At 73.5% G+C, this 23,120-nt stretch carries 19 protein-coding genes; 2 read left to right on the top strand and 17 right to left on the bottom strand.

What is annotated here, in order from left to right; all coding sequences use genetic code 11:
• Window positions 1-23 precede the first annotated feature (23 nt).
• The 3 genes from A8711_RS13340 to A8711_RS13330 are packed head-to-tail and all read right to left on the bottom strand — an operon-like array spanning window position 24 to window position 5,084.
• On the bottom strand, window positions 24-1,547 hold the full coding sequence (locus tag A8711_RS13340; RefSeq protein WP_069088388.1) for a methyltransferase: 1,524 nt from the start codon (window positions 1,545-1,547) through the stop codon (window positions 24-26).
• A 34-nt stretch (window positions 1,548-1,581) separates the two neighbouring features.
• Window positions 1,582-3,366 carry an ABC transporter ATP-binding protein gene (locus A8711_RS13335; RefSeq protein WP_064445559.1) on the bottom strand — a complete coding sequence of 595 codons (1,785 nt, stop codon included), beginning with the start codon at window positions 3,364-3,366 and terminating at the stop codon, window positions 1,582-1,584.
• Window positions 3,363-5,084, bottom strand: coding sequence for an ABC transporter ATP-binding protein (locus A8711_RS13330; RefSeq protein WP_069088387.1), 1,722 nt, complete (start codon window positions 5,082-5,084; stop codon window positions 3,363-3,365). Before A8711_RS13330 ends, A8711_RS13335 begins: the two co-directional genes overlap by 4 nt.
• Before the next feature lie 176 nt (window positions 5,085-5,260).
• Here A8711_RS13330 and A8711_RS13325 point away from each other — a divergent pair, with 176 nt between their 5' ends.
• Complete coding sequence (locus tag A8711_RS13325; RefSeq protein WP_069088386.1) at window positions 5,261-7,252, top strand: acyl-CoA dehydrogenase; 1,992 nt, start codon at window positions 5,261-5,263, stop codon at window positions 7,250-7,252.
• On the opposite strand, the gene A8711_RS13320 is transcribed toward A8711_RS13325, so the two are convergent.
• The 8 genes from A8711_RS13320 to A8711_RS13285 all read right to left on the bottom strand — a co-directional run bounded on the left by A8711_RS13320 (window position 7,249) and on the right by A8711_RS13285 (window position 16,693).
• Window positions 7,249-8,313, bottom strand: coding sequence for a DUF1700 domain-containing protein (locus A8711_RS13320; RefSeq protein ID WP_069088385.1), 1,065 nt, complete (start codon window positions 8,311-8,313; stop codon window positions 7,249-7,251). The two genes, A8711_RS13325 and A8711_RS13320, sit on opposite strands and share 4 nt — an antisense overlap.
• Window positions 8,310-8,648 (bottom strand): PadR family transcriptional regulator, encoded by a 339-nt coding sequence (locus A8711_RS13315; RefSeq protein WP_043323114.1) that lies wholly within the window; start codon window positions 8,646-8,648, stop codon window positions 8,310-8,312. Before A8711_RS13315 ends, A8711_RS13320 begins: the two co-directional genes overlap by 4 nt.
• A gap of 108 nt (window positions 8,649-8,756) precedes the next feature.
• Complete coding sequence (locus A8711_RS13310) at window positions 8,757-10,238, bottom strand: vanadium-dependent haloperoxidase (protein ID WP_197494850.1); 1,482 nt, start codon at window positions 10,236-10,238, stop codon at window positions 8,757-8,759.
• Window positions 10,239-10,418: 180 nt separating this feature from the next.
• Window positions 10,419-11,357, bottom strand: coding sequence for a ParB N-terminal domain-containing protein (locus tag A8711_RS13305; RefSeq protein ID WP_197494849.1), 939 nt, complete (start codon window positions 11,355-11,357; stop codon window positions 10,419-10,421).
• 345 nt (window positions 11,358-11,702) lie between these two features.
• Window positions 11,703-12,944, bottom strand: coding sequence for a 3-deoxy-7-phosphoheptulonate synthase (locus A8711_RS13300; RefSeq protein WP_064445555.1), 1,242 nt, complete (start codon window positions 12,942-12,944; stop codon window positions 11,703-11,705).
• A 78-nt stretch (window positions 12,945-13,022) separates the two neighbouring features.
• Entirely contained in the window at window positions 13,023-14,621 is a 1,599-nt protein-coding gene (locus tag A8711_RS13295; RefSeq protein ID WP_199495996.1) for an FAD-dependent monooxygenase, read from the bottom strand.
• Between the two features lie 60 nt (window positions 14,622-14,681).
• Complete coding sequence (locus A8711_RS13290) at window positions 14,682-16,361, bottom strand: cation acetate symporter (RefSeq protein WP_051610899.1); 1,680 nt, start codon at window positions 16,359-16,361, stop codon at window positions 14,682-14,684.
• Window positions 16,358-16,693 (bottom strand): DUF485 domain-containing protein, encoded by a 336-nt coding sequence (locus A8711_RS13285; protein ID WP_069088383.1) that lies wholly within the window; start codon window positions 16,691-16,693, stop codon window positions 16,358-16,360. Before A8711_RS13285 ends, A8711_RS13290 begins: the two co-directional genes overlap by 4 nt.
• 195 nt (window positions 16,694-16,888) lie before the next feature.
• On the opposite strand from A8711_RS13285, the gene A8711_RS13280 reads away from it, so the two are divergent.
• Window positions 16,889-17,629 carry a DUF6081 family protein gene (locus tag A8711_RS13280; protein WP_069088382.1) on the top strand — a complete coding sequence of 247 codons (741 nt, stop codon included), beginning with the start codon at window positions 16,889-16,891 and terminating at the stop codon, window positions 17,627-17,629.
• On the opposite strand, the gene A8711_RS13275 is transcribed toward A8711_RS13280, so the two are convergent.
• From A8711_RS13275 to A8711_RS13250, 6 genes are read right to left on the bottom strand one after another with little or no spacing between them, the layout of a single operon-like run.
• Window positions 17,622-18,323, bottom strand: coding sequence for an SDR family NAD(P)-dependent oxidoreductase (locus A8711_RS13275; RefSeq protein WP_064445551.1), 702 nt, complete (start codon window positions 18,321-18,323; stop codon window positions 17,622-17,624). The genes A8711_RS13280 and A8711_RS13275 overlap by 8 nt on opposite strands.
• An 11-nt stretch (window positions 18,324-18,334) precedes the next feature.
• Complete coding sequence (locus A8711_RS13270; RefSeq protein WP_069088381.1) at window positions 18,335-19,015, bottom strand: isochorismatase family protein; 681 nt, start codon at window positions 19,013-19,015, stop codon at window positions 18,335-18,337.
• Window positions 19,016-19,047: 32 nt separating this feature from the next.
• The gene (locus A8711_RS13265) at window positions 19,048-19,833 is read right to left on the bottom strand and encodes a 2,3-dihydro-2,3-dihydroxybenzoate dehydrogenase (RefSeq protein ID WP_069088380.1); all 786 of its coding nucleotides are present in this window, start codon (window positions 19,831-19,833) and stop codon (window positions 19,048-19,050) included.
• Window positions 19,833-21,023 carry an FAD-dependent monooxygenase gene (locus A8711_RS13260; protein ID WP_069088379.1) on the bottom strand — a complete coding sequence of 397 codons (1,191 nt, stop codon included), beginning with the start codon at window positions 21,021-21,023 and terminating at the stop codon, window positions 19,833-19,835. Before A8711_RS13260 ends, A8711_RS13265 begins: the two co-directional genes overlap by 1 nt.
• A 10-nt stretch (window positions 21,024-21,033) precedes the next feature.
• On the bottom strand, window positions 21,034-22,350 hold the full coding sequence (locus A8711_RS13255; RefSeq protein ID WP_069088378.1) for a phenylacetate--CoA ligase family protein: 1,317 nt from the start codon (window positions 22,348-22,350) through the stop codon (window positions 21,034-21,036).
• Complete coding sequence (locus tag A8711_RS13250) at window positions 22,347-23,108, bottom strand: amidohydrolase family protein (RefSeq protein ID WP_069088377.1); 762 nt, start codon at window positions 23,106-23,108, stop codon at window positions 22,347-22,349. Before A8711_RS13250 ends, A8711_RS13255 begins: the two co-directional genes overlap by 4 nt.
• Window positions 23,109-23,120: the final 12 nt, after the last annotated feature.

The raw sequence follows: 23,120 nt of genomic DNA, 5'->3' as shown, positions 1-23,120 counted from the left end.
GGCAGCGGCGGGCGCCGTCGGTCTCACTGGTTGCGGGGGCGGTGGGCGACGGTGAGGACGTGGGTGGTCGGCCAGTCCAGCGGCCGGCCGTCGAGGTCGGTGAGGGACGCGACCGGTGCGATCCGGTTGTCGATCACCCACTCGTTGCGCACCGGCGCCGACGCCGGGCCGATCTCGAACCCCGCCTCGGTGAGCAGCGCCGTCCAGTCGGCGAAACTCAGGCCGCAGAACTGCTCCTGCGTCTCCGACAGCCAGTTGTCCGTGTAGTCCTTGCGGGTCAGGTAGTCCATCGCCGCGCCCAGCGACAGGCGTACCGCGCCGTCCGGAAGCGGCTCGTGGTCGAAGCCGAACGCGAAGTCGACGGCGAACTGGTCCAGCCGCGCCCGCGTCGACAGCCCGCCGACGTAGCGCCGGACCTCCGCCGAGGTCAGCTCGGCGAGATCGCCGCGGGGCGCGGCCGGGTTGTCGCCGTCGTCGGCCGACAGCCGCAGCAGCACCTGCCGCCCGGGGTCGTCCGGACCGCACACGTCGCTGTTGATCCAGACGCCGCCGGGCACCGTGTGGTCGTGGATGCGGCGGGCGAACTGCAGCAGCGACTCCCGCTGCCGCCCGTACGACCAGATCTCGTGGGTCAGCGCGAACGTGAGCGTGGTGTCGACCGAGCGGTCCTTGAACACCGCGCCGCCGAGGACGTTGCGGTGGAAGAAGTAGACATTGGCGTTGCGGAACACGCCCTGCGCCTTCTTGTGCAGGCACTCCTGGTAGAGGTGGCGGGCGACCTCCACGCCGATCAGGTCGCTCTCGCGCAGCGCGGCCTCCCGGTCGGCCAGCTCCAGGACCGCGCCCGCGCCGCAGCCGATGTCCACGATGCGGCCGGGCTGCACGTACCCGCGCACCGAGTCCCACTTGCGCTGCGCGGCAGTGGCGAACGCCTCCACGTAGGTGCGGTAGTCGCGGGTCACCGTGAGGCCGCCCTCGGCGCCGACGAGCGGGTCGTTCACCACCGACCGGATCGACTCGACCAGGCGGTAGCGCTCGAACACATCGATGGTGGCCGGGTGGGTGAGCGCGCGCCAGGTCTCGTCCCCGGCGGCCAGGCGCAGCAGCACGTCCCACGGCCGTTCGGGCGGCTCGGGCAGGTCCGGGTCCGCCTCGACCGGCGCGATCCGGAAGCCGAGCCGCTCGTACAGTTTCGCGACCTCCGGCGTGGAGCAGGCCAGCAGCGTGTCGGCGGGGGTGAGTTCGAGCCCGGTGGCCACCGCGATGGATTTCAGCGTCACCTCGGCGAACGCGTCGGTGTACGCGGTGTCGAAGATCGGCACCACCATCGAGCGCAGCCCGCTCAGCACGCTGAACCGCTCGATCGCGGCTTCCCGCCGGTGGTACGGCACCGGGTTGCGTCTGGTGTTCTCGTGGTTGGCCGACGTCACCGCCCAGACCACTGTGGCCTCGTCCCCGGCCAGCCGGCACAGGTAGTCGGCCTGGAACCGGGTCAGCAGGTGGTGCCGCCCCGGGAAGAGCACGAAGCGGGCCGGCGCGTCGGTCATGTTCCCCTCACCTGGGTCGATGGGCGGTGCGCGGTCATACCGGGACGCTCCAGGAGCGCCACAGACGCCCGTACCGGCCGTCGGCGGCGAGCAGTTCCGAGTGCGTGCCCTGCTCCACGATCCGCCCGTGGTCGAGCAGGACGATCCGGTCGGCGGCGACCGCCTGGCTGAGCCGGTGCGCCACGATCAGCGTGGTCCGTCCCTCGGTGGCGGCCAGCGCCGCCCGGTCCAGGTCACGCGCTCCGGCGCTGCCGGCCTCGGCGGTCGCCTCGTCCAGCACGGCGACGGCGGGCGCGGCCAGCACCAGCCGGGCCAGGGCGACCTGCTGGGCCTGCGCGGCGGTGAGCCGGTGGCCGCCCTCGCCGACCGCCGTGGCCAGCCCGTCCGGCAGCGCGCGCAGCCAGGTGGTGGCGCCGACCCGGTCCAGCGCGTCGAGCAGTTCCGCGTCGGTGGCGTCCGGGGCGGCCAGGCGCAGGTCCTCGGCGAGCGGCCCGGCGAAGACGTGCACCTCCTGGCTGACCAGCGCGACGTCGCGCCGCACGGCGTGCTCGCCCCGCTCGGTCAGCGGCACGCCGCCCAGGCGTACCGACCCGTCGGTGGGCGCGATGATCCCGGCGGCGATGCCGGCGAGCGTGCTCTTGCCCGCGCCGCTGGCGCCCACGAGCGCGACCCGCTCACCCGGGGCCAGGCGCAGCTCGACGTCGGCCAGGACCAGGGGGCCGTCGTCGTCGTAGCGGTGCCGGCGGACCGTGACGTCCAGCGCCGCCGGGCCGCGCCGCCCGGCCGCCGACGGCGCGGACGGGGCGGTGTCGGGCAGCGTGGCCACGCCGACCAGCCGGGCGAGGCTCGCGCCGGCCTGCAGCACCGAGTCGGACTCCATCAGCAGCAGGCCGATCGGGTTGAACAGCCGGTGGAAGTAGAGCGCGGCGGTGGTCGCCGCGCCCACCGTGACCAGGTCGGCGCGGACCAGGAAGAACCCGGCGACGAGCACCGCGGCCAGGCCGAGGAACTCCGACCTGTTGATCCGCAGCCCGAAGCGGGTGTGCAGGTTGAAGATCTCCAGCGACAGGTCGCGCGCCACGCCGGAACGCTCGGCGATCGCCGCGACGTGCGCGTCCTCGGTCCGGTACGCGCGCACTGTCGCCGCGCCGCGCAGCGCGCCGGCCATGGCCTGTGTCCGCTCGCCGGTGGCGACGCGCTCACGGGCGTAGTACGGCGCGGACCGGCGCAGGTACCAGCGCAGCGCCAGCGCGTACGCGGGCGCTGCCACCAGCCCGGCGAGGCCGAGCCGCCAGTCGAGCGCGACCAGCCCGAACACGGTCAGCACCACGGACAGCAGCGCGCCGACGAACGCCGGACCGCTGACCGCGATCACGTTCGTCACCACCGCCACGTCGTCGCCGACCCGGGCCAGCAGGTCACCGGTGCCGGCCCGTTCCAGCGTCGCCGAGGGCAGGTGCAGCGCCCGGTCGAGCACCCGCTCGCGCAGCCGGGCCAGCACGGTCTCGCCCAGGCGGGACGCGAGCGCGGCCCCGGCGGCGGTGAGCAGCCCGGTGAGCACTGCCGCGCCGGCGATCACCGCGACCCGGCCGGCGATCCGGGAGACCGGGGCATCGGCGATGACGTCGTCGACGAGGCGGCCGAGCACCCAGGGCGCGACCAGCCCGCCGGTGGCGGCGGCGACGAGCACGGCGGTCGCGGCGGCGCTGAGGCCGGGCCGCCGCCGGAACTCCGCGCCGAGCGTCGTCCAGGTCCGCCGGGCGGTCGCGGTGGGCAGCAACGCCCGGCCGGGTTCGGCGGTACGCGGGTCAGCGGTCACCGCAGTGTCTCCTCGCGGTAGCGGGCGTCGGTGGCCAGCAGGTGCTCGTGCGTCCCTTCGGCGGTCACCCGGCCGTCGGCGATCACCACCACCCGGTCGGTGATCCGCAGCAGGGCGGGGCTGCTGGTGACCAGCAGCGTGCCCCGGGGCGCGTCGCGGCGCGCACCGGCCAGTCCGTCGGCGAGTTGGGCCTCGGTGGCGGCGTCCACTGCGGTCGTGGGGTCGTGCAGCACGAGCACCGGCGGGTCGGCGTGCAACGCCCGCGCCAGCCCGAGCCGCTGGCGCTGGCCGCCGGAGAGGTTGGCGCCGCGCTCGACGAGCCGGTGGCCGAGGCCGCCGGGGTGCGCGTCCACCACGTCGTCCGCCGCGGCCGCCCGGACCGCGGCGCGCAGGCGTCCCTCGTCGGTGCTGCGGCCGGCGGCGAGGTTGGCGGCCACGGTTCCCTCGAACAGCGTCACGTCGTGCGGCTCGACCAGCACGGCGCCGCGCAGCGCGTCGATGTCCAGGTCGTCGGCGGGTACGCCGTCGACGCGTACCGCGCCCCGGCGCCGGTCCGCGGGCACCCGTCCGGACAGCAACGCGACCAGCGCGTCCGCGTCGGCCGGGTCGTACGCCAGCACGCCGACGATCTCCCCCGGGTCGACGCGCAGGCACACCCCGTCCAGCGCGGCGTGCCCGACGTGGTCGAGGACGAGCCGCGGCCCGTCCGTACGGTCCGGCCGGGACGCGGCGCCCGGCCGGGTCAGCGGCTCGGCGCCGAGCACGCGCGCGACCCGGGCCGCGGAGGCGCGGGCCATCGCGAACAACTGCACGCAGTAGCCCAGCGTCTGCACCGGCTCGGCGACGAACTGCGCGAGCCCGACCACTGTCACCAGTTCACCGATGGTGAGCCGGCCACGCAGGGCGAGCCAGCCGGCGGCACCGGCGACAGCGGCGAGGAAGAGGCCGTTCGCGGCGGTGGTGAGCCCGAGGTGCAGGCCCTTGGTGTTGGCGGCGCGCAGCGTCACGGCGAGGGCGCGCCGGCTGGCGGCGGCGTACCGGCCGGCGGCGTGGTGCTGGGCGCCGATGCCGCGCAGCACGCGCAGGCCGGAGACGAGGTCGACGGCGAGCGCCGTGGTCTCGGCGAGGGCCTCCTGCTGGGAGGCGCTGCGCCGGGACAGCAGCGGCGCCATCCGTTGCAGCGCCAGGACCAGCACCGGTACGCCGATGAGCACGCCGAGTCCGAGCGGGACGTCGATGACCAGCAGCGCGACGGCCGCGACGGTCAGCGCGCTCACCGCGGCGACGCCGAAGCCGGCCACCCGCACCACGTACGCGGAGAGTTCGGCGTCGGAGGCGGCGACCGAGAGCAGTTCGCCGTCGCGTAGGCCGGAGCGGTGCCCGCGCGGGTCGAGCGCGCGCTCGGCCAGTTCCACCCGTAGCAGGTGCGCCTCCCGCTCCACGGCCGCGAACGCCTGGCGGGCGCCGTTGCGGTAGGCGAACGCCAGCACGGTGAACAGGGCGGCGAGGCCGGCGACGGAGTACGCGAGCGCCCACGGGTCGCCGGTCACCACGGCCCGGTCGATGATGACGCCGATCGCCACCGGCACGAGCGCCTCGGTGACCTGGTGCAGCCCGAGCAGGGTCACGCCGATCAGCACCGGGCGGCGCTGGCGGCGCAGCGCCTGGCGGAGCACGTGCCGGGCGGTGACGGCGCTGCCGGGGGGAAGCGGGGACACGAGGGGATGCCTCCAGTGCTTGAAGTGAGGACAGCCTAACCTCAGCTTCGCGGGCAGCCGAACCGCCGGGGGGTGGCCGGGCTCACCACGCGCTCCGCCAGCGGCGCGCGATCACCGCCGGTAATGTTGATCAGGCCGAGAGTGTACGCAAATGTCCACTGCACCGAGGAGTGACAATGTTCGATCACGCAGCCGGCCGCATCGACATCGCACGCCTGCGGGAAACGCTTGACGGCCGGTGGGCCGACGTCCGCCGGGCGCACCGCGAACACCTCGACGAACGCTTCCTCCCGGTGTACGGCGAGACCGGTGACCAGGCTCGCGAGCGCATCACCCGGCTGCTGTCCGAACTCCCTGTCGAACTGGGCATCGCCTCGGGCTTCCCCGTCGAGTACGGCGGCCGCGGCGACGTGGGCGCCTCGATCGTCGCCACCGAGATGCTGGCCCAGGTGGACCTGTCACTGATGGTGAAGGCCGGCGTCCAGTGGGGCCTGTTCGGCGGCGCGGTCGCCGCGCTCGGCACGAAGCGGCACCACGACGCCTACCTGCCCGACATCGTCGCGGGCCGGCTCTTCGGCTGCTTCGCGATGACCGAGACCGGCCACGGCTCGGACGTGCAGCAACTGCGCACCACCTGCGTGTACGACCCGCAGACCCAGACCTTCGACCTGCACACGCCGCACGAGGCGGCGCGCAAGGACTACATCGGCAACGCGGCCCGGGACGGGCGGATGGCTGTGGTCTTCGCCCAGCTCGTCACCGGCGGGCGCCGGCACGGCGTGCACGCCTGGCTGGTGCCGATCCGCGACGAGCACGGCCGGCCGATGCCCGGCGTGACCATCGGCGACGCCGGACCCAAGGCCGGCCTGCTCGGCGTGGACAACGGGCGGCTCAGCTTCGACCACGTGCGGGTGCCGCGGGACATGCTGCTGGACCGGTACGCGCAGGTCGCCGAGGACGGCACGTACTCCAGCCCGATCGAGAACGACTCCCGGCGCTTCTTCACCATGCTGGGCACCCTGGTCCGGGGCCGGGTGAGCGTGGGCGGCGCGGCGTCGGCGGCCACCAAGGCGGCGCTGGCCATCGCGGTGCGCTACGGCGACATCCGCCGGCAGTTCAGCGACGCCGACGGCGACCGCGAGGTGCTGCTCAACGACTACCTGGCGCACCAGCGCAAGCTGCTGCCCGCGCTGGCCACCACGTACGCGCTGACCTTCGCCCAGGCGGAGCTGGTCGCGGCGCTGGACGAGATCCAGGGCGGCGACGGGCCGGTCGACGAACACCGGCAGCGGGAGCTGGAGTCCCGGGCCGCCGGGCTGAAGGCGGCGCAGACCTGGCACGCCACCCGCACCATCCAGATGTGCCGGGAGGCGTGTGGCGGCGCCGGCTACCTGTCGGAGAACCGCCTGCCCAGCCTCAAGGCCGACACCGATGTCTTCACCACGTTCGAGGGCGACAACACGGTGCTGCTGCAACTGGTCGCCAAGGGGTTGCTGACCGGTTACCGGGACGAGTTCGGCTCGCTCGACGGCTGGGGACGCGCCTCCTTCGTCGCCGAGCAGGTACGCGAGATGGTGCTGGAGCGCACCGCCGCCCGGGCGCTGATCGCACGTCTGGTCAGCGCGGTGCCGGGCCGCGACGACGAGGTCGCGGTCACCGACCGGGGCTGGCAGCTCAAGCTCTTCGAGGACCGCGAGGAGCACCTGCTCGACAGCGCGGTGCGCCGCCTGCGCGGTGGCGCGTCGACCAAGAAGGACCGGCCCTTCGACATCTTCAACGACGTCCAGGACCACGTCCTCGCCGTCGCCGCCGCGCACATCGACCGGGTGACGCTGGAGGCGTTCGTCGCCGGGATCGACGCCACCGCCGACCCGGCGGTCAAGGAGCTGCTGTCCCGGGTCTGCGACCTGTACGCGCTCACCGTGATCGAGGCGAACAAGGGCTGGCTGCTGGAGCACGGCCGGCTCACCCCGGCCCGCTCGAAGACGATCACCAGCGTGGTGAACGGGCTGCTCAAGGAGCTGCGCCCGTACATGCGCACGCTCGTGGACGGGTTCGCCATCCCGGACGCCTGGCTGCACGCCGCGATCCTGCGCGAGGAGCCCGGACGCCAGGAGGCGATGGCCGCGCACGACACCGCCGCCGACCCGCAGGCCGTGCCGGCCTAGCCGGCCGGCGCCGCGGCCTCCGGGTCCGCCTCCGTGGCCGGCTCAGGTCGCGGCCGGGCCGGTGCGCCGGGCGCCCCGGCGGGGTCGCCGTCGACGGGCGGTGAGGTGGCGGGGTCACCGTCGGCCGCCCGCGCGGTGGCGGGGTCACCGTCGGCCGGCCGCGCCGCCGCGTACCCGGCGGCGCCGAGCGCCAGGTACAGCCCGCCGAACAGCCAGAAGGCGGCGAACAGGAAGCCGCGCTCGGCCATCGCGAGGATCATGACCAGCGCGCCGGCCAGCGCGGTCACCGCGTACCCGGCCCGGAATCCGTAGGCGCACAGCGCACCGGCCGCGACCGGCCCGGCGATCCACAGCGCCGCGCCCACCCAGCCGACACCGACCGAGCCGCCGGCCGACGCGACCGCCACGAGTACGCCGGGCATCGCCACGATCCCACCGGCCAGGACGTGCCACCACCGTCCCCCGGCGCCTCGCCGCACGGCCCACGGCACGAACGCCGCCGCCCAGGCCACCAGCGCGAGCGGGAAGTAGTACAGGCCCGTCTCGCCGGCCGCGCAGGCGAACATGGTCAGCGCGATCGCGCCGGCGAGCCGCGACCCGGCGCGTACCCGGGCGGGCGCCACGAGCGGCGCGGCCGCGACGAGCGCCGGTAGCAGCGTGAGCAGCGCGATTCCCGGACCGAGCCGGCCGAGGACGCCCTGCTCGCCGGCGTCGGCCTGGATCGGCTCGACCGGCACTGTGGACGGCAGCAGGAAGCTCACGCACACGGCGATCAGCACGCCGACCGCCGACGCGACCAGGGACAGCGTCCGGCCGACCCGCTCCGGGCGGTCCTGGTCCGGTAGCCCCAGTTCCTCCCGCGCCTGCCGGGCCACGTCCGGCGCGGCACCCAGGCCGGCGAGGACCTCGTCGGCGCTCCGCCCGCTGTCGAGGGCGTCGGCGATGTGCGCGCGGACATCCGCGACGATCTCCTCCGCCGTGCCGGACGGGACGTCCGACAACTCCGCGTCCAGCGCCCGCAGGTAGGCCCACGCCGCCTCCGGGAGGCCGTCGTCGCTCATCCTTCCTCCCCCATCAACTCGTCCACGTGCGGCTGGATCTCCCGCCACACCGTCGCGAACACCCGCAGGTGCGCCCGCCCCTGGTCGGTGATCGCGTAGTACCGCCGGGCGTGCCCCTGCTCGGGGGCCACCCACCGGGTCTGCACGGTGCCGGCCTGCCGCATGCGGGCGAGCAGCGGATACAGGCTGCCCTCGCTGGCGGTCAGGCCGCGCACGGCGAGCCAGTCGGCCAGTTCCAGGCCGTACATGTCGCGCCGTGAGAGCAGCGCGAGCACGCAGTACTCCAGCACGCCCTTGCGGATGTTCGTGGTGATCCGCTCACGTGCCCCGTCCATGCCTCGCAAGATACCTTGCTATGCAAGACATGTGGTGAGGGGGTCGGAACGCGCGCTGCCGGCCACGCCCGAGGGCATGGCCGGCAGCGCGGACCGGCACAGCGGGGATCAGCGCCCGTTCAGCTTGCGCTGGACGAAGTCGAAGGCACGGTCACCGAGCTGCGGCGCGTACTGGTCGACGGCCGCGACCGAGGCGGGGAAGTTCTCGCCGGCCCAGACCCGGCTCTGCCCGCACTCGGCGGCCCACTCCGAGTAGCTGTTCCAGGTCAGCATCATGTCGGCGGCCGGGGTCACGCCCGGCTCCACGATCGAGGAGCCCTTGCGCACCGGGATCACCACGGTCAGCTTGTCGGTGCCGGTGAACCGGCGCGCGACCTGGGCGTAGGCGACACAGACCGCCGCGTTTACCGACGGGTACTCCGGAGCGGCGATGGCGACCGAGCTGAGGTAGCTGCGCCATTGGGTGCCGGTGATGTCATTGACGGTGCCCCGGCCCGGGCCGCCCCACGCGGTCAGCTTCTTGTTCGGGTACAGGTGGCGGATCGCGCTGAACGGCTGCACCGAATCGTACTTGCGCATGTAGTACCAGGAGGCGATCGCCACGTCGAACCCGGCGACGTCCGTCATCACGATGAACCGGACGGAGTCCTCGGTGTTGTACCGGCCCCGCAGCAGCGTGTGCGCGATGGCGCCGTACGGCGTGATGTTGTCGCTGAAGATCTCCGCGCTCATCTTCTTGCGGTCGTCCAGGCCGGCCGAGGCGCGCAGCACCTCGTCGGCCTGCTTGCGGTAGCCCTTCGGGTTCAGCAGGTGGTGGTTCGCCGGCGGGGTGAGCCGGAACTGCTCGGGCCGGTCGAAGGTGATCGGCTTGACCCGGCCGAACTGGGGCGTCGCGAACTCCTGCGTGTTGACGACCTCGCGCTTGGAGATGGTGTTCGGCTGCCAGCGCGACGGGAAGCGCAGCTCGTACGGGCTGTTGACCGGCCGGTAGCCGGTGTGGTCGGCGTACGGCTCGCGGTTGTAGCGGCGGCCGCCCGCGTCGCCGTCCCGGTTCGTACCGTCGTTGCGGCGCGCCGCCATCGCGTTCTTCGCGGCGAGGATGCCGATGCCGCTGGCGGTGGTGCGGTCCTCCGCGGTGACCGCCGGGTCCAGGCCCGCGGTGGCCATCATCCGCTGCCAGGTCGCCTCGTGCTGCGGGTAGAGCTTGCTGAGCGAGGTGTAGGCCGAGTAGATGACGGCGATGTTCTTGTTGCGCGTCGTGTGCTCCTCGGCGGGACGGCGGCCGATGGTGGAGAAGATGCCGACCGCGGTGGGGTGGTACGCCGCCAGGGCGTCGAACCACGGCAGTTCGATGAGCATGGCCCGGTCCGCGGCCCAGGACCCGGGCCGGCCGCTGTACTCGACCCGCGGCTCGGTGTTGAGGGCCGGGTAGATGACGTCGGTCAGGGCGTTCCCGTGGTCGAGGTCGAAGGTCGCTGCCTGCGGGGCCGCCGACACACCGTTTGTCAGCGACACCACCAGGGCGATCGCCGCGGCGACGGCCGCGGCACCCCCGAGATGCCGTTTCCGCGGCCGCCTCAGAATCTTCACCGGGAATTCTCCTCTCCATTGGACCGCCGCACAAATGTGCTCACCGAAAATGAGGGCAGCGGATCGAAGGAACATTAACGCGCGTTATTCACGCCGGTCCACTACTCGATCGGGTAGTGGCGACGGCAGCGGAATTCGACGCGCTGTCGACAACCGCCGCAAATATGCGGACCGCCGTTTTCACGCCCGGTCCTCCAACTCCTGGGCGAACGCCAGCCAGGCGGCGGCGCACGAGCGGGCCAGCTCGGCCACCGATGTGCGCCAGTACGGCGGCACGGCGTCGACGAACTCGCGCCAGGCGGCCGGGTCGACCACGTGCCCGTCGGCCCACCGGACGAAGGCCCGGCCTACCTCGGCGTACTTCACCGCGGGGTCGCGGATCAGGTTGCCGCGTACCGCCGGCCAGTCGACGGGCGGCGCCGGGGCCTGACCCGGCCGGCGCCTGCGCGCCTCCGACCCGTCGTCGGCGGCCGGCTCGGGCTCGGCCGCCGGCCGCTGCGGGGTCAGGACCGGGTCCCGGCCCGCCTGCAGCCGGGCGCGCACGTCCCGCGCCGTGCCCACCGACACCCCGGCCTCCTTCGCGATGGCACGCAGGGGCGCGTCCGGCCGGAGCGCGATGACCGCGCTGGCCCGCCGCCGGCCCGCCGAGCCGTCCAGCGGGCGCACCCGGCCGTCCCGTCCCACCCGGCTGCCCTCCCGCGCCGCCGGTTGCAGCAGGCGGCGCCGGATGCCGCTGACCGTGGTCGGGGACAGCCCGGCGGCCGCGGCGACGGCGCGGTCCGACCACTGCGGATACAACCGCAGGATGCGGGTGGCGGCGGCCTCCCGGTCGGCGCGGGACAGCGGCAGCCCGTGTTTGATGTTGGCGTCGACCGAGAGCAGGAACGCCGCGGCGTCGTCGCCGTCGAAGAACGTCACCCGTACGGTCTCGTCGCCGCGCAGCTTGGCGGCCCGCAGCCGGTGCATGCCGTCGATCACCCGCATCGTGCCGCGCTGCACGAGGATCGGGGGGAGGTCGTGCATCGCGGCCAGCAGCCGGATGTGCTCGACGTTCTCTCCCGCCAGTCGCGGGGAGTCGCCGGGCAGCAGCGCGGAAACCGGAACCGTCTCGCCAAGCACAGACCGATCCTCCGTAGCTGCGTCCGGCAGGGGAAATCTCTCGTCGTTGCCCTTCACTTCCAGCGTGTTTGAGTTGCCCCACATTGGAAACACTCGCTTCAGCCGAGACAGGATTCCGTGCGGATAAGATGAGGTGCGCGCGTCACCGATCGAAGGATTACACCTTCCCACACATCATTGCGATGGGATTCCTGCTGGGCAACACCACTGACGGTCCCGGCACGGGTAGTAGACACTACCCACGCAGGTAGTGGACGACGAACTGCGGCGCGGCTAGCCTGGCCGAATTTGCTCCGGCAGGTCTCCTTCTGTCAATTTTCCCGCAGTTCGAAAACGGTCGGCACCTCAGGGCCGCCGCGGCGCCGGGCCGACCGTCGCGGTGTCCTTGGCCCACGCTTCGATCAACTCGGTGGCCTGCCCCGGGTTGAGCCGGGGGTCGCACAGCGAGGTGTAGTGACGCGCCAGGTCGTCCTCGCCGGCCACGGACCCGCCGACGCACTCGGTCACGTCGGTGGCGGCGACCTCGACGTGCAGCCCGGCGGCGTGCTGCCGCTGCCGGTCGAGGATGTCGCGGAACCGCAGCGCCTCGGTGACCACGTCGGAGAGGTGCCGCGTCTTCAGGCCGACCGAGGCCTTGACGGTGTTGCCGTGCATGGGATCGCTCAGCCAGAGCACCGGGTGGCCCGCGTTCACCACCGCGCGGACGATCGGCGGCAGGGCCTCCCGGATCCGGTCCCGGCCCATCCGCGGGATCAGGACGAGACGGCCGGGCTCGCGCCGCGGGTCGAGCGCCTCGCACACCCGCAGAACCTCGTCCGGGTCGGCGTCCGGCCCGATCTTGCAGCCGACCGGGTTCGCCACAGTGGACAGCATGGCCACGTGCGCCTCGGCGGAGCGGCGGGTCCGCTCCCCCACCCACGGCAGGTGGGTCGACGCCAGGTAGCGCTCACCCGTGTCCGGGTCCCGGCGGATCAGCCGGGACTCGTAGTCGACAACGAGGGCCTCGTGGCTCGACCAGGGCCCCTCGGTCCGCGCGGCCCGCCCGGCCCCCTCCCGGTGGGCGCGCAGCACCCGCTGCACCCGGTCGCTCGCCTCGTACGCCCACCACATGCGGCGCGGGTCGGCCTTGCGCGTACCGGGCGCGGCCAGCTCGGAATTGATCATGTGGCCGCGGAAGGAGGGGATACTCAGCGCGTCGTGCCACTCCGTCGCCTGCGACCGGGGCTTGGCGAACTGCCCGGCCATCCGGCCCACCCGCAGCACGTTGCGCCCGGTGAGCTCACTGAGCCGGTCCCCCAGCCGGTCGATGACCTCGATCTTGTCGGAGGTGTGCCGGGGGGTGCACTCGTAGAGGCTCTCGGCGCAGTCGCCCAACTGCAGCAGGAGCCCGCCGGCCGACGCCAGCTCCGACAACGCCTGCCGGAGCCGCCGTACCTCCCCGGGCGGGACCAGCGGCGGGGCCGCCGCCAACGCCGCACAGGTCTGGGCGTACGCCGGGTGGTCCTGCCAGTCCGGTTGCTGGACCGCCGGCTTGCCCTCCCACGGCCCGAGTGGGCTGCGTTCCGCCGTTGAACCGGATTGCTGCATCTGTCCTCCAGTCGAGAGTCAGCCGGACCGCCGGTCGCGTGTGCGCGTGACCCGGCCGCCGGTGACGGCACGTCGCGCCTATCCGCCACCCCGTACGCGCTGGACCACGGCGTCGGGGTCCGGCGGCGCGGTGTTGCCCCGCCAGGCGACGTGGTGGTCCGGCCGCAGCAGGACGAGGTCGCGTTCCCACAGCTCGCGGGCCCGGGCGTCGGTCACCACGGTGTGGGTGACCGGCAGGCCCCGCGCGGCCGCCGCCGCCAGCAGCGGATCGGCGGCGCCGTCGCCGGTGAAGTCCACGAGGGTGAACGAGGCCGGGTCGAACCGGTCGAAGATCTGCTGCCCGCCACTGAGCAGGAGGCTGGGCGGGCGGGCGCCGGGCCAGGTCGTCGGGGTGTACGCCCGCGGGTCGTCCGGGGGTTCGGCCGGGCCCTCCGGCCGGAGCACCGGCGAGCCGGCATAGCGGTAGCCCAGCTCGATGCCCCGGTACTCGTTCTCGCCCCGCTCGGCGTCGAGGAAGGCCGCGACGGACGGCAGCGGGGCGCCGTCGCGCAGCAGTTCCCCCGCCCGCAGGTGCACGCCCAGGTGCCGGTGCGAGGTGTGCATGTTGCGCCGCCCCACCGGGCGGCGTTCGGCGTCGTAGCTGTCGAGCAGCGCGGGGCCGCCGAAGCCCCGGAGCACCGCGGCGAGCTTCCAGGCCACGTCGACGGCGTCACCGATGCCGGTGTTCATGCCGTACGCGCCGGTGGGGAACATCCGGTGCGCCGAGTCCCCGGCGAGGAGCACCCGGCCGGCGCGGTACCGGTCGGCGAGCATGAAGCCGGGACGCCAGCGCGAGGTGAGCAGCACCTTGTCGATCCGCAGCTCGGTGCGGATCGTGTCGAGCAGGAACGCCTCCGGGTCGGCCGGTGGCTCGTCGAACTCGTTCGGGTCGATCCCGTTGACGTGCGCGGTCCAGGTGTCCACCTCGTCCTGCGCGATGATCACGTACCGGAACGCGAAGTAGTGCCAGAACCGGCCGTGCCGGTGCAGGCTGTCCAGGTCCCGGCTGGTGAAGTGCACCATGAACGCGCCCGGCAGGCCGGGCACGTCGAAGCCCTCCTCGCCGATCCCCACGGCCCGGCGGACCCGGCTCGACGCGCCGTCGCACCCGACGACGTACCGCGACCGCAGCCGGACCTCGCCGCCGGTGTCGTCGGCCAGCACGCTGGTGACCCCCGCGTCGTCCTGGGTCAGCGAGTCGAACCGTACGCCGAGGCGCAGGTCGACGAGCGGTTCCCGCCGGCAGCGCGCCCGCAGGACCGGCTCCAGGTCGATCTGGGAGATCCGCTGGCCCGGCTCGGCCGGCTGGGTGCCGTCGTTGTGCTCGGCGATGCGGCGCCACTCCTCGGTGACCGAGGGCAGGCCCCACCTGGTGATCGGCTCACCGGCGAGGCCGGTCGACCAGATCACGTCGGACCGGTGCTCGGGCGCGACCCCGGCGGCACGCACGTCGTCGGCGAGGCCGAACTGCCGGAAGAACTCCATGCTGCGGGCGTTGACGTAGTCCAGCTTGGGATGGACGGACGTCTCGAAGCCCTGGTCGACGAGGACGCAGGCGACGCCGTGACGGGCGAGCGCCAGCGCGGTGACCATGCCGACCGGGCCCGCGCCCACGACCAGAACCGGTACCGGATCCACAGTTGCCTCCCGAGGGGGTGTGGGACGGCGGAGGGGGCCGCCCCACACCGTGGCGGATGGTCAGCTCACCGGGCTGGGCGCCCGGTCCTGGCGGCCGTCGCGGTCCTCGTCGTCGACGGCGGCCGGCCGCGCCGGTCCCGTGGCCACCGCGCCGGTGAGGGACCGGACCTGCATCTCGGCGAAGGCGGCGTCGTCGCGCTCCCGGCTGGTGAGCGAGCCGAGGTAGCCGAGCAGGAAGCCGACCGGCACCGTGATCAGCGCGGGCTCGACGTCCACGAACTTGAAGTTGCGGTCCGGGAAGATGGCGTCCGGCTCGCCCGAGACGCCGTTGGAGAACAGCACCAGGAACGCGGTGAGCGCGAGGCCGCCGTAGACCGTCCACTGGAGGCCGCGGGTGTTGAATCGGCGCCAGAACAGCGCGTAGACGACGATCGGCAGGACCACCGCGCCGGCCACGTCGATCGAGGTCGGGATGAAGATGTGGGTCCGTACCGGCAGCATGGCCACCGCCAGCAGGACGGAGCCGACGCCGATGATCAGGGTGTTGCGCTTGATGTCCTTCAGCTCGGCGGCCGGGTCCAGCCGACGGCCCCGGAGCACGTTCAGGTCCTTGGTCACCGTCGTCACCGCGCTGTGCAGCAGCGGCGCGAACACCCCGACGATCGTCAGGACCGCGACGCCGGCGAGGGAGCCGACCATCACCGGTCCGCCGAGCTCGTCGGCGAGCTTGGGGAAGCTGATGTCGCGGTGGGCCTTGATGACGCCGATGTTGTCCCGGCCGAGGATCGCGACCGCGCCCAGCCCGACGACGGACAGGCACAGGTAGAACCCGACGATGATCATCGACGCCCACCCGGTCGACCGGCGCGCGTCCCGCCCGCTGGTCACCGCGAAGTTGCGCATGAACAGGAACGGGATCGCCGCCACCCCGACCGCGATGGCGAACAGCTTCGACAGGTGCACGAGCGTGGTCGCGCCCTCGCCGAACAGCCGGCCCGGGCCGAGCAGGTCGCTGCCGCTGGGCACCGGCGCCGCGTTGGCCTCGGCCCGCTCCAGCAGGCTGAACAGGTTCAGGTCGAAGCGGGCCAGCACCCAGGCGGTCAGCACGCCCACCACGACCACCGACAGCACCAGCTTGAACACCAGGATGCGGGTGACCCCGAGCATCCCGCCGAGGTACACGTACCCGACGGTGACCAGGCCGACCACGAAGACCGGGAGGACCAGGCCGACGAGCGCGTCGACGCCGAACCAGCGGTTGAAGATGAACGCGATGGCGGCCATCATGATCACGGTCAGCATGACGTACGTCAGCAGCGTGAGCACCGCCGAGGCCATCCGCGCCGGCCGTTCCCGGACGCGCACCGCGAGCAGGTCGCCGAGCGTGTAGCCGCCGACGTTGCGCACCGGCCCGGCGAAGAGGAACAGCGCGAGCATGGTGCCCATCGTGAAGGCGGTCATCAGCAGGATGGCGTCGTAGCCGCTGAGCGCGATGTGGCCGGTGATGATGTACATCGTCGAGTACATCAGCGGCGCGGAGGCCACCGCCAGCGCGTTCTGCACCGGCCCGATCCGCCGGTCGGCCAGCAGGAAGCCGTCCGCGGTGGTGGTGCTGGCGCGCGCCGAGCGGACCAGGTAGAGCACCGCGAGCGCGAGGACGACGGTGACCGGGACGGCGATCGCGGGCGTCGCCCACGTGTTGTCGACCGGGGGTGGCGGGTCGGCGAGGACGACGCTCATCGGGACGCTCCTTCCAGGTCGGCGCGGATCTTCTCGCTGAGCGGGTCGAGCCGCGTGCGGGCGTAGCGCAGGTAGAAGGCGGCGAGCGTCACCACGAAGGCGAACGACAGGAAGACGAAGAGCAGGCCCACGTTGACCGGGCCGGCCACCTTCTCCCGGAAGAAGTCCGGAGCGTAGGTGGCGAGCAGGCTGCCGAGGAACCACCACCCGAAGAAGGCGACGCTGGCCCAGAGCGTGACCGTGCTCGATCGTCGCCGTAGTTCCCTGAACTCTGCGCTGTGATGGACGGCGAGGTAACGACCGCCGTCCGGTGCCGGAGCTGCCGTGTCCATTGCTCTCTCCCCCTGGTGAGAACGTCGCAGACGATGCGGAGATGGCGTGCGGCGTCAGTCTCGGCGACCGCTCACGCTGCGGCATGGCTTAATCACGGGATTTCCGGGAGGCTGCCGGCGCATTGGCGTGCCCGGCCCGGCCGAACCGCGTGAACGGGTGATGCCCGCGCCCGGCCGGCGTCCGATGGTGGCTGCATGACGTCGGCACTGAGAACCAGCGCGTGGACGTACGACGACTTCACCGGCCGCGAGCTGGACCCCGCCCGCTGGGCAGTCATGTCGATCACCGGCGCGGACGGGCAGACCCACAGGTACCAGGACCGCAACGCCCGCGTCCGCACCGGCGACGGGCGGCTGGAGCTGACCGTCGACCCGTTCACCCGCTTCCACGACACCGATCCCCGGCAGAACAACGCCAAGCAGATGTACCGGTCGGTGCGACGCTTCGCCGTGCCGGCGGAGGGCACGCTGGCCGTCGAGGTGGAGATGGGCGTGCGGACGTACCGGCAGATCCCGCACGACCTGCTGGACGCGTTCGGCACGGTGGCACTGTTCGACCTGGAGACCGGCGTCGTGTTCAACGCCGCCGCGACGAACGACACCGTGTACGCGACTGTCGAGCGCCTGGTGCTGCCCGGCGTGACCCAGCCGCACGAGCACTACGTCCACCGGGTGGTCCTGGATGTGCCGACGGAGCCGGGCCGGGCGCACGGCTACGCCATCACCTACCGGGCGCCGACGTCGGAGGTGGAGTTCCACGTCGACGGCCGGCTCGCCTACTGGGCGCGGGTTCCGGTGCCGGTGACCGGATTCCACGCCGGCATGGCGCTGTTCTCCGCCCGCGACCTGGCCCGGTACTCCCGCGAGCAGCGGGAGCACGGGCAGGGCGCGACCGGGTGGTGGGGGCCGTGGCGGATCGCCGCAGGCGTCAGATGAGCACGTCTCCGCCGTCGATGTTCAGGTTGATCCCGTTTATCGCGCGGTTCGTCAGCAGGAAGTCGATCGCCTCGGTGCAGTCCCGCATGGTGACCGGCCGCCGGGTGAGCGCGCGCGTCGCGGCGGCCTCCCGCGCGGCGGGCTTGTCGCTCCAGAACGGCGTGTCGGAGACGATGCTCGGGTGCAGGGCGTTGACCCGGATCGGCGAGAGTTCCACCGCCAGGGTCCGGACCAGCGCGCTGATCCCGCCGTTGGCGGTGGTGACTGTGGTGGAGCCGGGGTACGGCCGGTGGCTGGCCAGGCCGCCGAGCAGCACGACAGCGCTCTCGTCGGTCATCCGCGGGGCGAGGGCGTGCAGGACCGCCGTGTAGCCGACCAGCTTGACGGTCAGCAGCCGCGCCGCGTCGCCCGGCCGGTACGCGCGGACGGTGTTGTGGTCGCGGTCGAGCGCCGCGATCACGAGCCGGTCGACGTGCGGCACGTCGGCGAGCGCGTCCGCGATCCGCTCCGGCTCGGCCAGGTCGAGGGCGAGTCCCCGGGTCCGCCCGCCGATCTCGTCCGCGACGGTCTTGGTCCGGGCCGCCGAACGGCCGGTGATCACCACGTCGTCTCCGCGTTCGGCGCAGAACCGGGCGAAGTGCCGCCCGATCCCCGAGGTGCCGCCGACGACCACGACCCGGGTCCGTTCCGACATCGATGCTCTCCTCATCGTTTGATGCTGCTCCGATCCGGACGCGCCGCGCCGGCGGCGCCCGCCAGGCCGTCCAGCACGTCCGCCGTCCACAAGGGCACCGCGCAGCGGTCCGCGGCGTAGCGCAGCGCCATCAGGTGGTCCGCACGCGACAGGTCGGCCAGCGCGTCCGCCACCAGGAACGCCTCGATGTCGCGGCTGAACGCGTCGCAGGCGGTGATCAGGCACCCCATGTGCGCGTACACGCCGCAGACCACGAGCTGGTCCCGCCGGGCGCCGCGCAGTCGCTCCTCCAGGTCGCTGCGGAAGAACGCGCTGTAGCGCCACTTGGTCAGCACCGCGTCGCCCGGCTGCGGGGCGACGTCGTCGACGATGCCCCGGTCGTCCTCGTCGCTGCTCATGCCGGGGCCCCACAGGTCGTGCAGCAACCCGCGGTCCCGCCGGCTCATGCCGCCGGGCTGCGCGGTGTACAGCACCGGCACGCCGGCCGCCCGCGCCGCGGCGAGCAGCTTCGCGACGTTGGGCAGCAGCTCGGCCATCGGGGACTCCCCGGCCGCGAACGGGCGCAGGAAGTAGCGCTGCAGGTCGTGCACCAGCACGGCGGCCCGGTCCGGGTCCGGACGCCACGGCAGCGTGGTGCCGGGCAGGTCGCCGTCGCCGGGCATGCGGTACGGCGCGATCGGGGTCATGGCCATCGGTTCTCGCCTCCGGTTTCCGTGCCACGGCGTCACACGTGCAGGGCCGCGCCGCCGTCGACGTACAGGTCGTGCATGGTCACGTGGCCCGCCTGGTCGGACACCAGGTAGGCGACCGCCTCGGCCACGTCGCGCGGCTGGGCCAGCTTGCGCAGCGGGATGCCGACGCGGTACGCGCCCGGCGTGCCCTCGATCACCGCGCTCGGGTCGGCGCCCTCGCCGAGCATCGCCCGCAGCATGGGGGTGTCGGTGGAGCCGGGCGAGACCACGTTGCACCGGATGCCGTAGCCGGACAGCTCCAGCCCCAGGCAGCGGGTGAACTGGGCGGACGCGGCCTTGGAGGCGGCGTACGCGGCCATCTCGGTACGCGGCACCCCGGCGGCGTTGGACGCCACGGTGACGATCGCGCCCCGGCGGCGGCCGACCATCCGCCGCGCCACCGCCCGGGACACGTGGAACACGCCGTCGGCGTTCACCGAGAAGGTCCGGCGCCACTGCCGGTCGGACAGCTCGACGACCGGTCCGGTGTGCAGCACGCCGGCGGCGTTCACCAGGATGGCGACCGGGCCCATCTCGTCCTCGACCCGCCGCACCAGCGCGTCCACCGCGTCGCTGTCGCACACGTCGACGCAGTAGGCGCGCGCCGAGTCGCCCTCGGCGGCGAGCTTCGTCACGACTGTGGTCAGCGCCTCGGCGTTGCGGTCCACCGCCGCCACCTGCGCGCCCGCCCGGGCCAGCACACCGGCCACGGCGGCGCCGATGCCCTGCGCCGCGCCGGTGACCAGGGCGACCCTCGACTCGATTCCGGTCAGTTCCATCAGGTGCCTCCGCTGGTCGTGGTGGCTTTCTCGGCGTCGTACCCGAAGAGCCATTCGTGGCGGTCCAGGCCGGACGAGGACTGCGCGGCGACGTCCCGGCGGCGCTGGTCGGCGCCGTCGGCCAGGTGGAACGTCTCGGCGTTGGCCCGGGACTGGCGCTGGATCCGCGTGGTCCGGGGCAGGCGGATCCGTTCGTAGCGGCGCAGCGCGGCACCCAGGCCCGCCGGCTCCACGCCGGCCAGGCAGACCGCGAGCACCACCGCGTCCTCGACGGCCTGGTTCGCGCCCTGCGCCTGGAACGGCAGCATCGGGTGCGCGGCGTCGCCGATCAGCGTCACCCGTCCCGCGCTGAGCCGGTCGATGCCGTCCCGGTCGTGCAGCGCCCACCTGCCGACCCGGTCGGCCGCGGCGATCAGCCGGGTGACGTCCGGGTGCCAGCCGGCGTACGCGGCCGCGAGCTGCGACACGTCGCCCCGGCCGGACCACGACTCCTGCCGCCAGTCGGTGGCCGGCACCGTCGCGCCGAAGCTCACCTGCCGGCCGGCGGACACCGGGTAGCAGACGCAGTGCTGGTCCGGCCCGAGCCACAACTGCACCCGGGGTTCGGTGAGCAGGAACGGCACCCGCTCGGCCGGCACCAGCCCACGGTAGATGGACTGCCCGGAGAAGCGCGGCCGGTCCGCCACGATCTGCTCGCGCGCGACCGAGTGGATGCCGTCGGCGCCCACCACGAGATCCGCCGCGACGGTGGTGCCGTTGGACAGGTGCAGGTACGCCTCGTCGGCGGTCTGCGTCACGGCGGTGAGGCGGGCGCCCAGGTGCACCCGGTCGGGCGGCACCAGCGACAGCAGGCTGCTGTGCAGGTCCGCGCGGTGCACCACGTAGTACGGCGCGCCGAAGCGGCGTCCGCACGCGCTGCCCAGCGGGGTGCGTTGCAGCAGCGTGCCGTCGTCCCAGCGGCGCATCTCGATCGCCTGCGGCGCCACCGCCACCGTACGCAGGCGGTCACGCAGGCCCAGCCGGTGCAGCAGCCGGGTGGCGTTCGGCGCCACCTGCACGCCCGCGCCCACCTCCGTCAGCTGTTCGGCCTGCTCGTACACGTGGCAGTCGATCCCGGCCCGGCGCAGGGCGGCGGCGAAGGCGAGCCCGGCGATGCCGGCGCCGGCCACGGCGACCCTCATCTGCGGCATGTCGGTTCCCTCAGTAGTAGAGGAGCGCTTTGCTCCAGTCCTCGTCCGGGCCGAACAGGCTGCGTGGCTTCACCACGTCCGGCATGCTGGTCAGCGCGTCCAGCGGGATCAGGCTCCCCGGCGCCAGGCCGGTGACCTCGCTGTCCACGCCGAACGCGGCCCCGATCGCGTGGGTCAGCTCCGCCTCGGCGGCGACCCGGTGCGCGGCGGCCACCTCGATCTGGACCCGCAGCAGCGCCGGTTCCGCCTTGGCCCGCCAGAACATCACCCGGTACGCCTCGGGGAGGGAGAAGACCAGCTCCTCCAGCCGGTGCTGGGTGATGGTGGCGCCGCCGACCCGGTAGCCGAACGCCGACCGGCCGAGCACCCGCACGGTGGGCAGCTTCCAGCCGCACGCGCAGTCGTCGTAGGAGACCGACACGTTGTCCTCGAGGTTGTACCGCAGCAGCGGCATCGCCTCCCGGAACAGCGGCGTGACCACGAGCTGGCCGTCGCCGTCCGCGCGGACGGTCCCGGTGGCCGGGTCGTACACCTCGAACAGCGCCCGGTCGGCCCACAGGTGCAGGCGGCCCTCGGGGCACTCCCCGGCCAGGCTGCCGGTCTCGGTCGAGCCGTACTCCTCGATGACCGGCACCCCCCACAGGCGGCTGATCCGCCGCCGGCGGGCGTCGGTCATCGGCTCGCCGCCGACGAACAGCGCGCGCAGCGCCGGGAAGTCGATGTCGGGCCGGTGCCCGGCCGCGATCGCCGCGGCGGCCCAGATCAGGCACTCCGTCGGCACCGACCAGGTGAGTGTGACGTCCAGGTCGTGCATCACCCGGACCACCCGGGCGTACGGCATGGCCAGCGACCGGTTGTCGCCGGGCACCACGGTGGCCCCGCGCAGCCGGGCGGCGGCGTGGGCGAGGTGCCCGGTCAGCAGCAGCGCGTACGGCGTGCGGACCAGGAACACGTCGTCGGCGGACATGCCGATCCACTTGCGGGCGAAGCGCTCCGCCAGGTCGGTCCAGTCCTCCTCGGTGTAGTAGGAGGGGGTGGGCTTGCCGGCGGTGCCGCTCGACTCGTGGTAGGTCGCCAGCCGCTCGCGGGGCACGGCGAGCATGCCGAAGGGGTAGTTGTCCCGCAGGTCCTGCTTGGTGGTCAGCGGCAGGTCGGCCAGGTCGGCCGGGGTCACCGGCGGCGCCCCGGACGTCAGCCGCGCCCGGTAGAACGGCGACCGGGCCGCCCAGGTGAACGTCTCCGCCAGTTGCTTCTCCTGAAGGCGCCGCAGGTCCTCGGGGCCGTGCCACTGGCCGAGCCGGGGCAGGGTCGAACTCGGCTCGCTCACCGCTTCTCCTCTCCTAGCAGTCGATGCGCGTTGTCCCAGGCGACCCGCCGCCACTGGTCCGGCGGCAGTCGCAACGCCTGGAACTTGGCCAGCTCCACGGCCGGGTGCTGCAGCGGGTACTCGGAGCCGAACACCACCCGGCCGTCGCCGAGGCGGCGCAGCGCCGCCTCGGCCACGCAGGTGTAGCCGCCGGAGGTCTCCAGCGAGATGTTCGGCTCGTCCTGGATCAGGGTCAGGGCGTAGAGGTCGATGTTGCCGATGCCGCTGTGCCCGAGCACGAAGCTCACCCGCGGGAACCGGCGGCTCAGGCCGACCAGGTCGGCCACGCCCGCGCCGGGACGGTCGAGGCAGACCACGTACACCGGATGGTCGAACTCCGCCGCCACGGCCACCAGGCCGGCGACCCGCGGGTCGGTGAGGGCGACGCCGTGCACGGCGGGTGAGATCTCCAGGCCGCGGAACTCGGCGGCCCGGGACCGGTACGCCTCGGCCGGCCGGTGCGGGTTGGCGAAAAAGAACGGCACCAGCCGCCCGTCGGTGCCCGCGCAGGCCGCCGCCACCGCGTCGTTGTCGGCGTCGGTCTCGACGTGGCCACCGGTGACGAGCTGGCGGGACAGCCGGTCCAGGTCGATGGTGCCGCCCGCGCACACCACCGCCCGCGCCAGCCCGCACTCGCCCAGCGCGTCGAGCAGCCGCTCCCGCGCGCCGGGCCGGGGCGCCAGGCGTACGTGGAAGTCCAGCACCGGCTGCGCGGTCATCGCCCCGCTCCC

The sequence above is a fragment of the Micromonospora sp. II genome (assembly GCF_001709195.1).
Classification (GTDB): domain Bacteria; phylum Actinomycetota; class Actinomycetes; order Mycobacteriales; family Micromonosporaceae; genus Micromonospora; species Micromonospora chalcea.
Note: the sequence above shows the minus strand (reverse complement) of the source record. Positions and strands in the feature narration are given on the sequence as shown.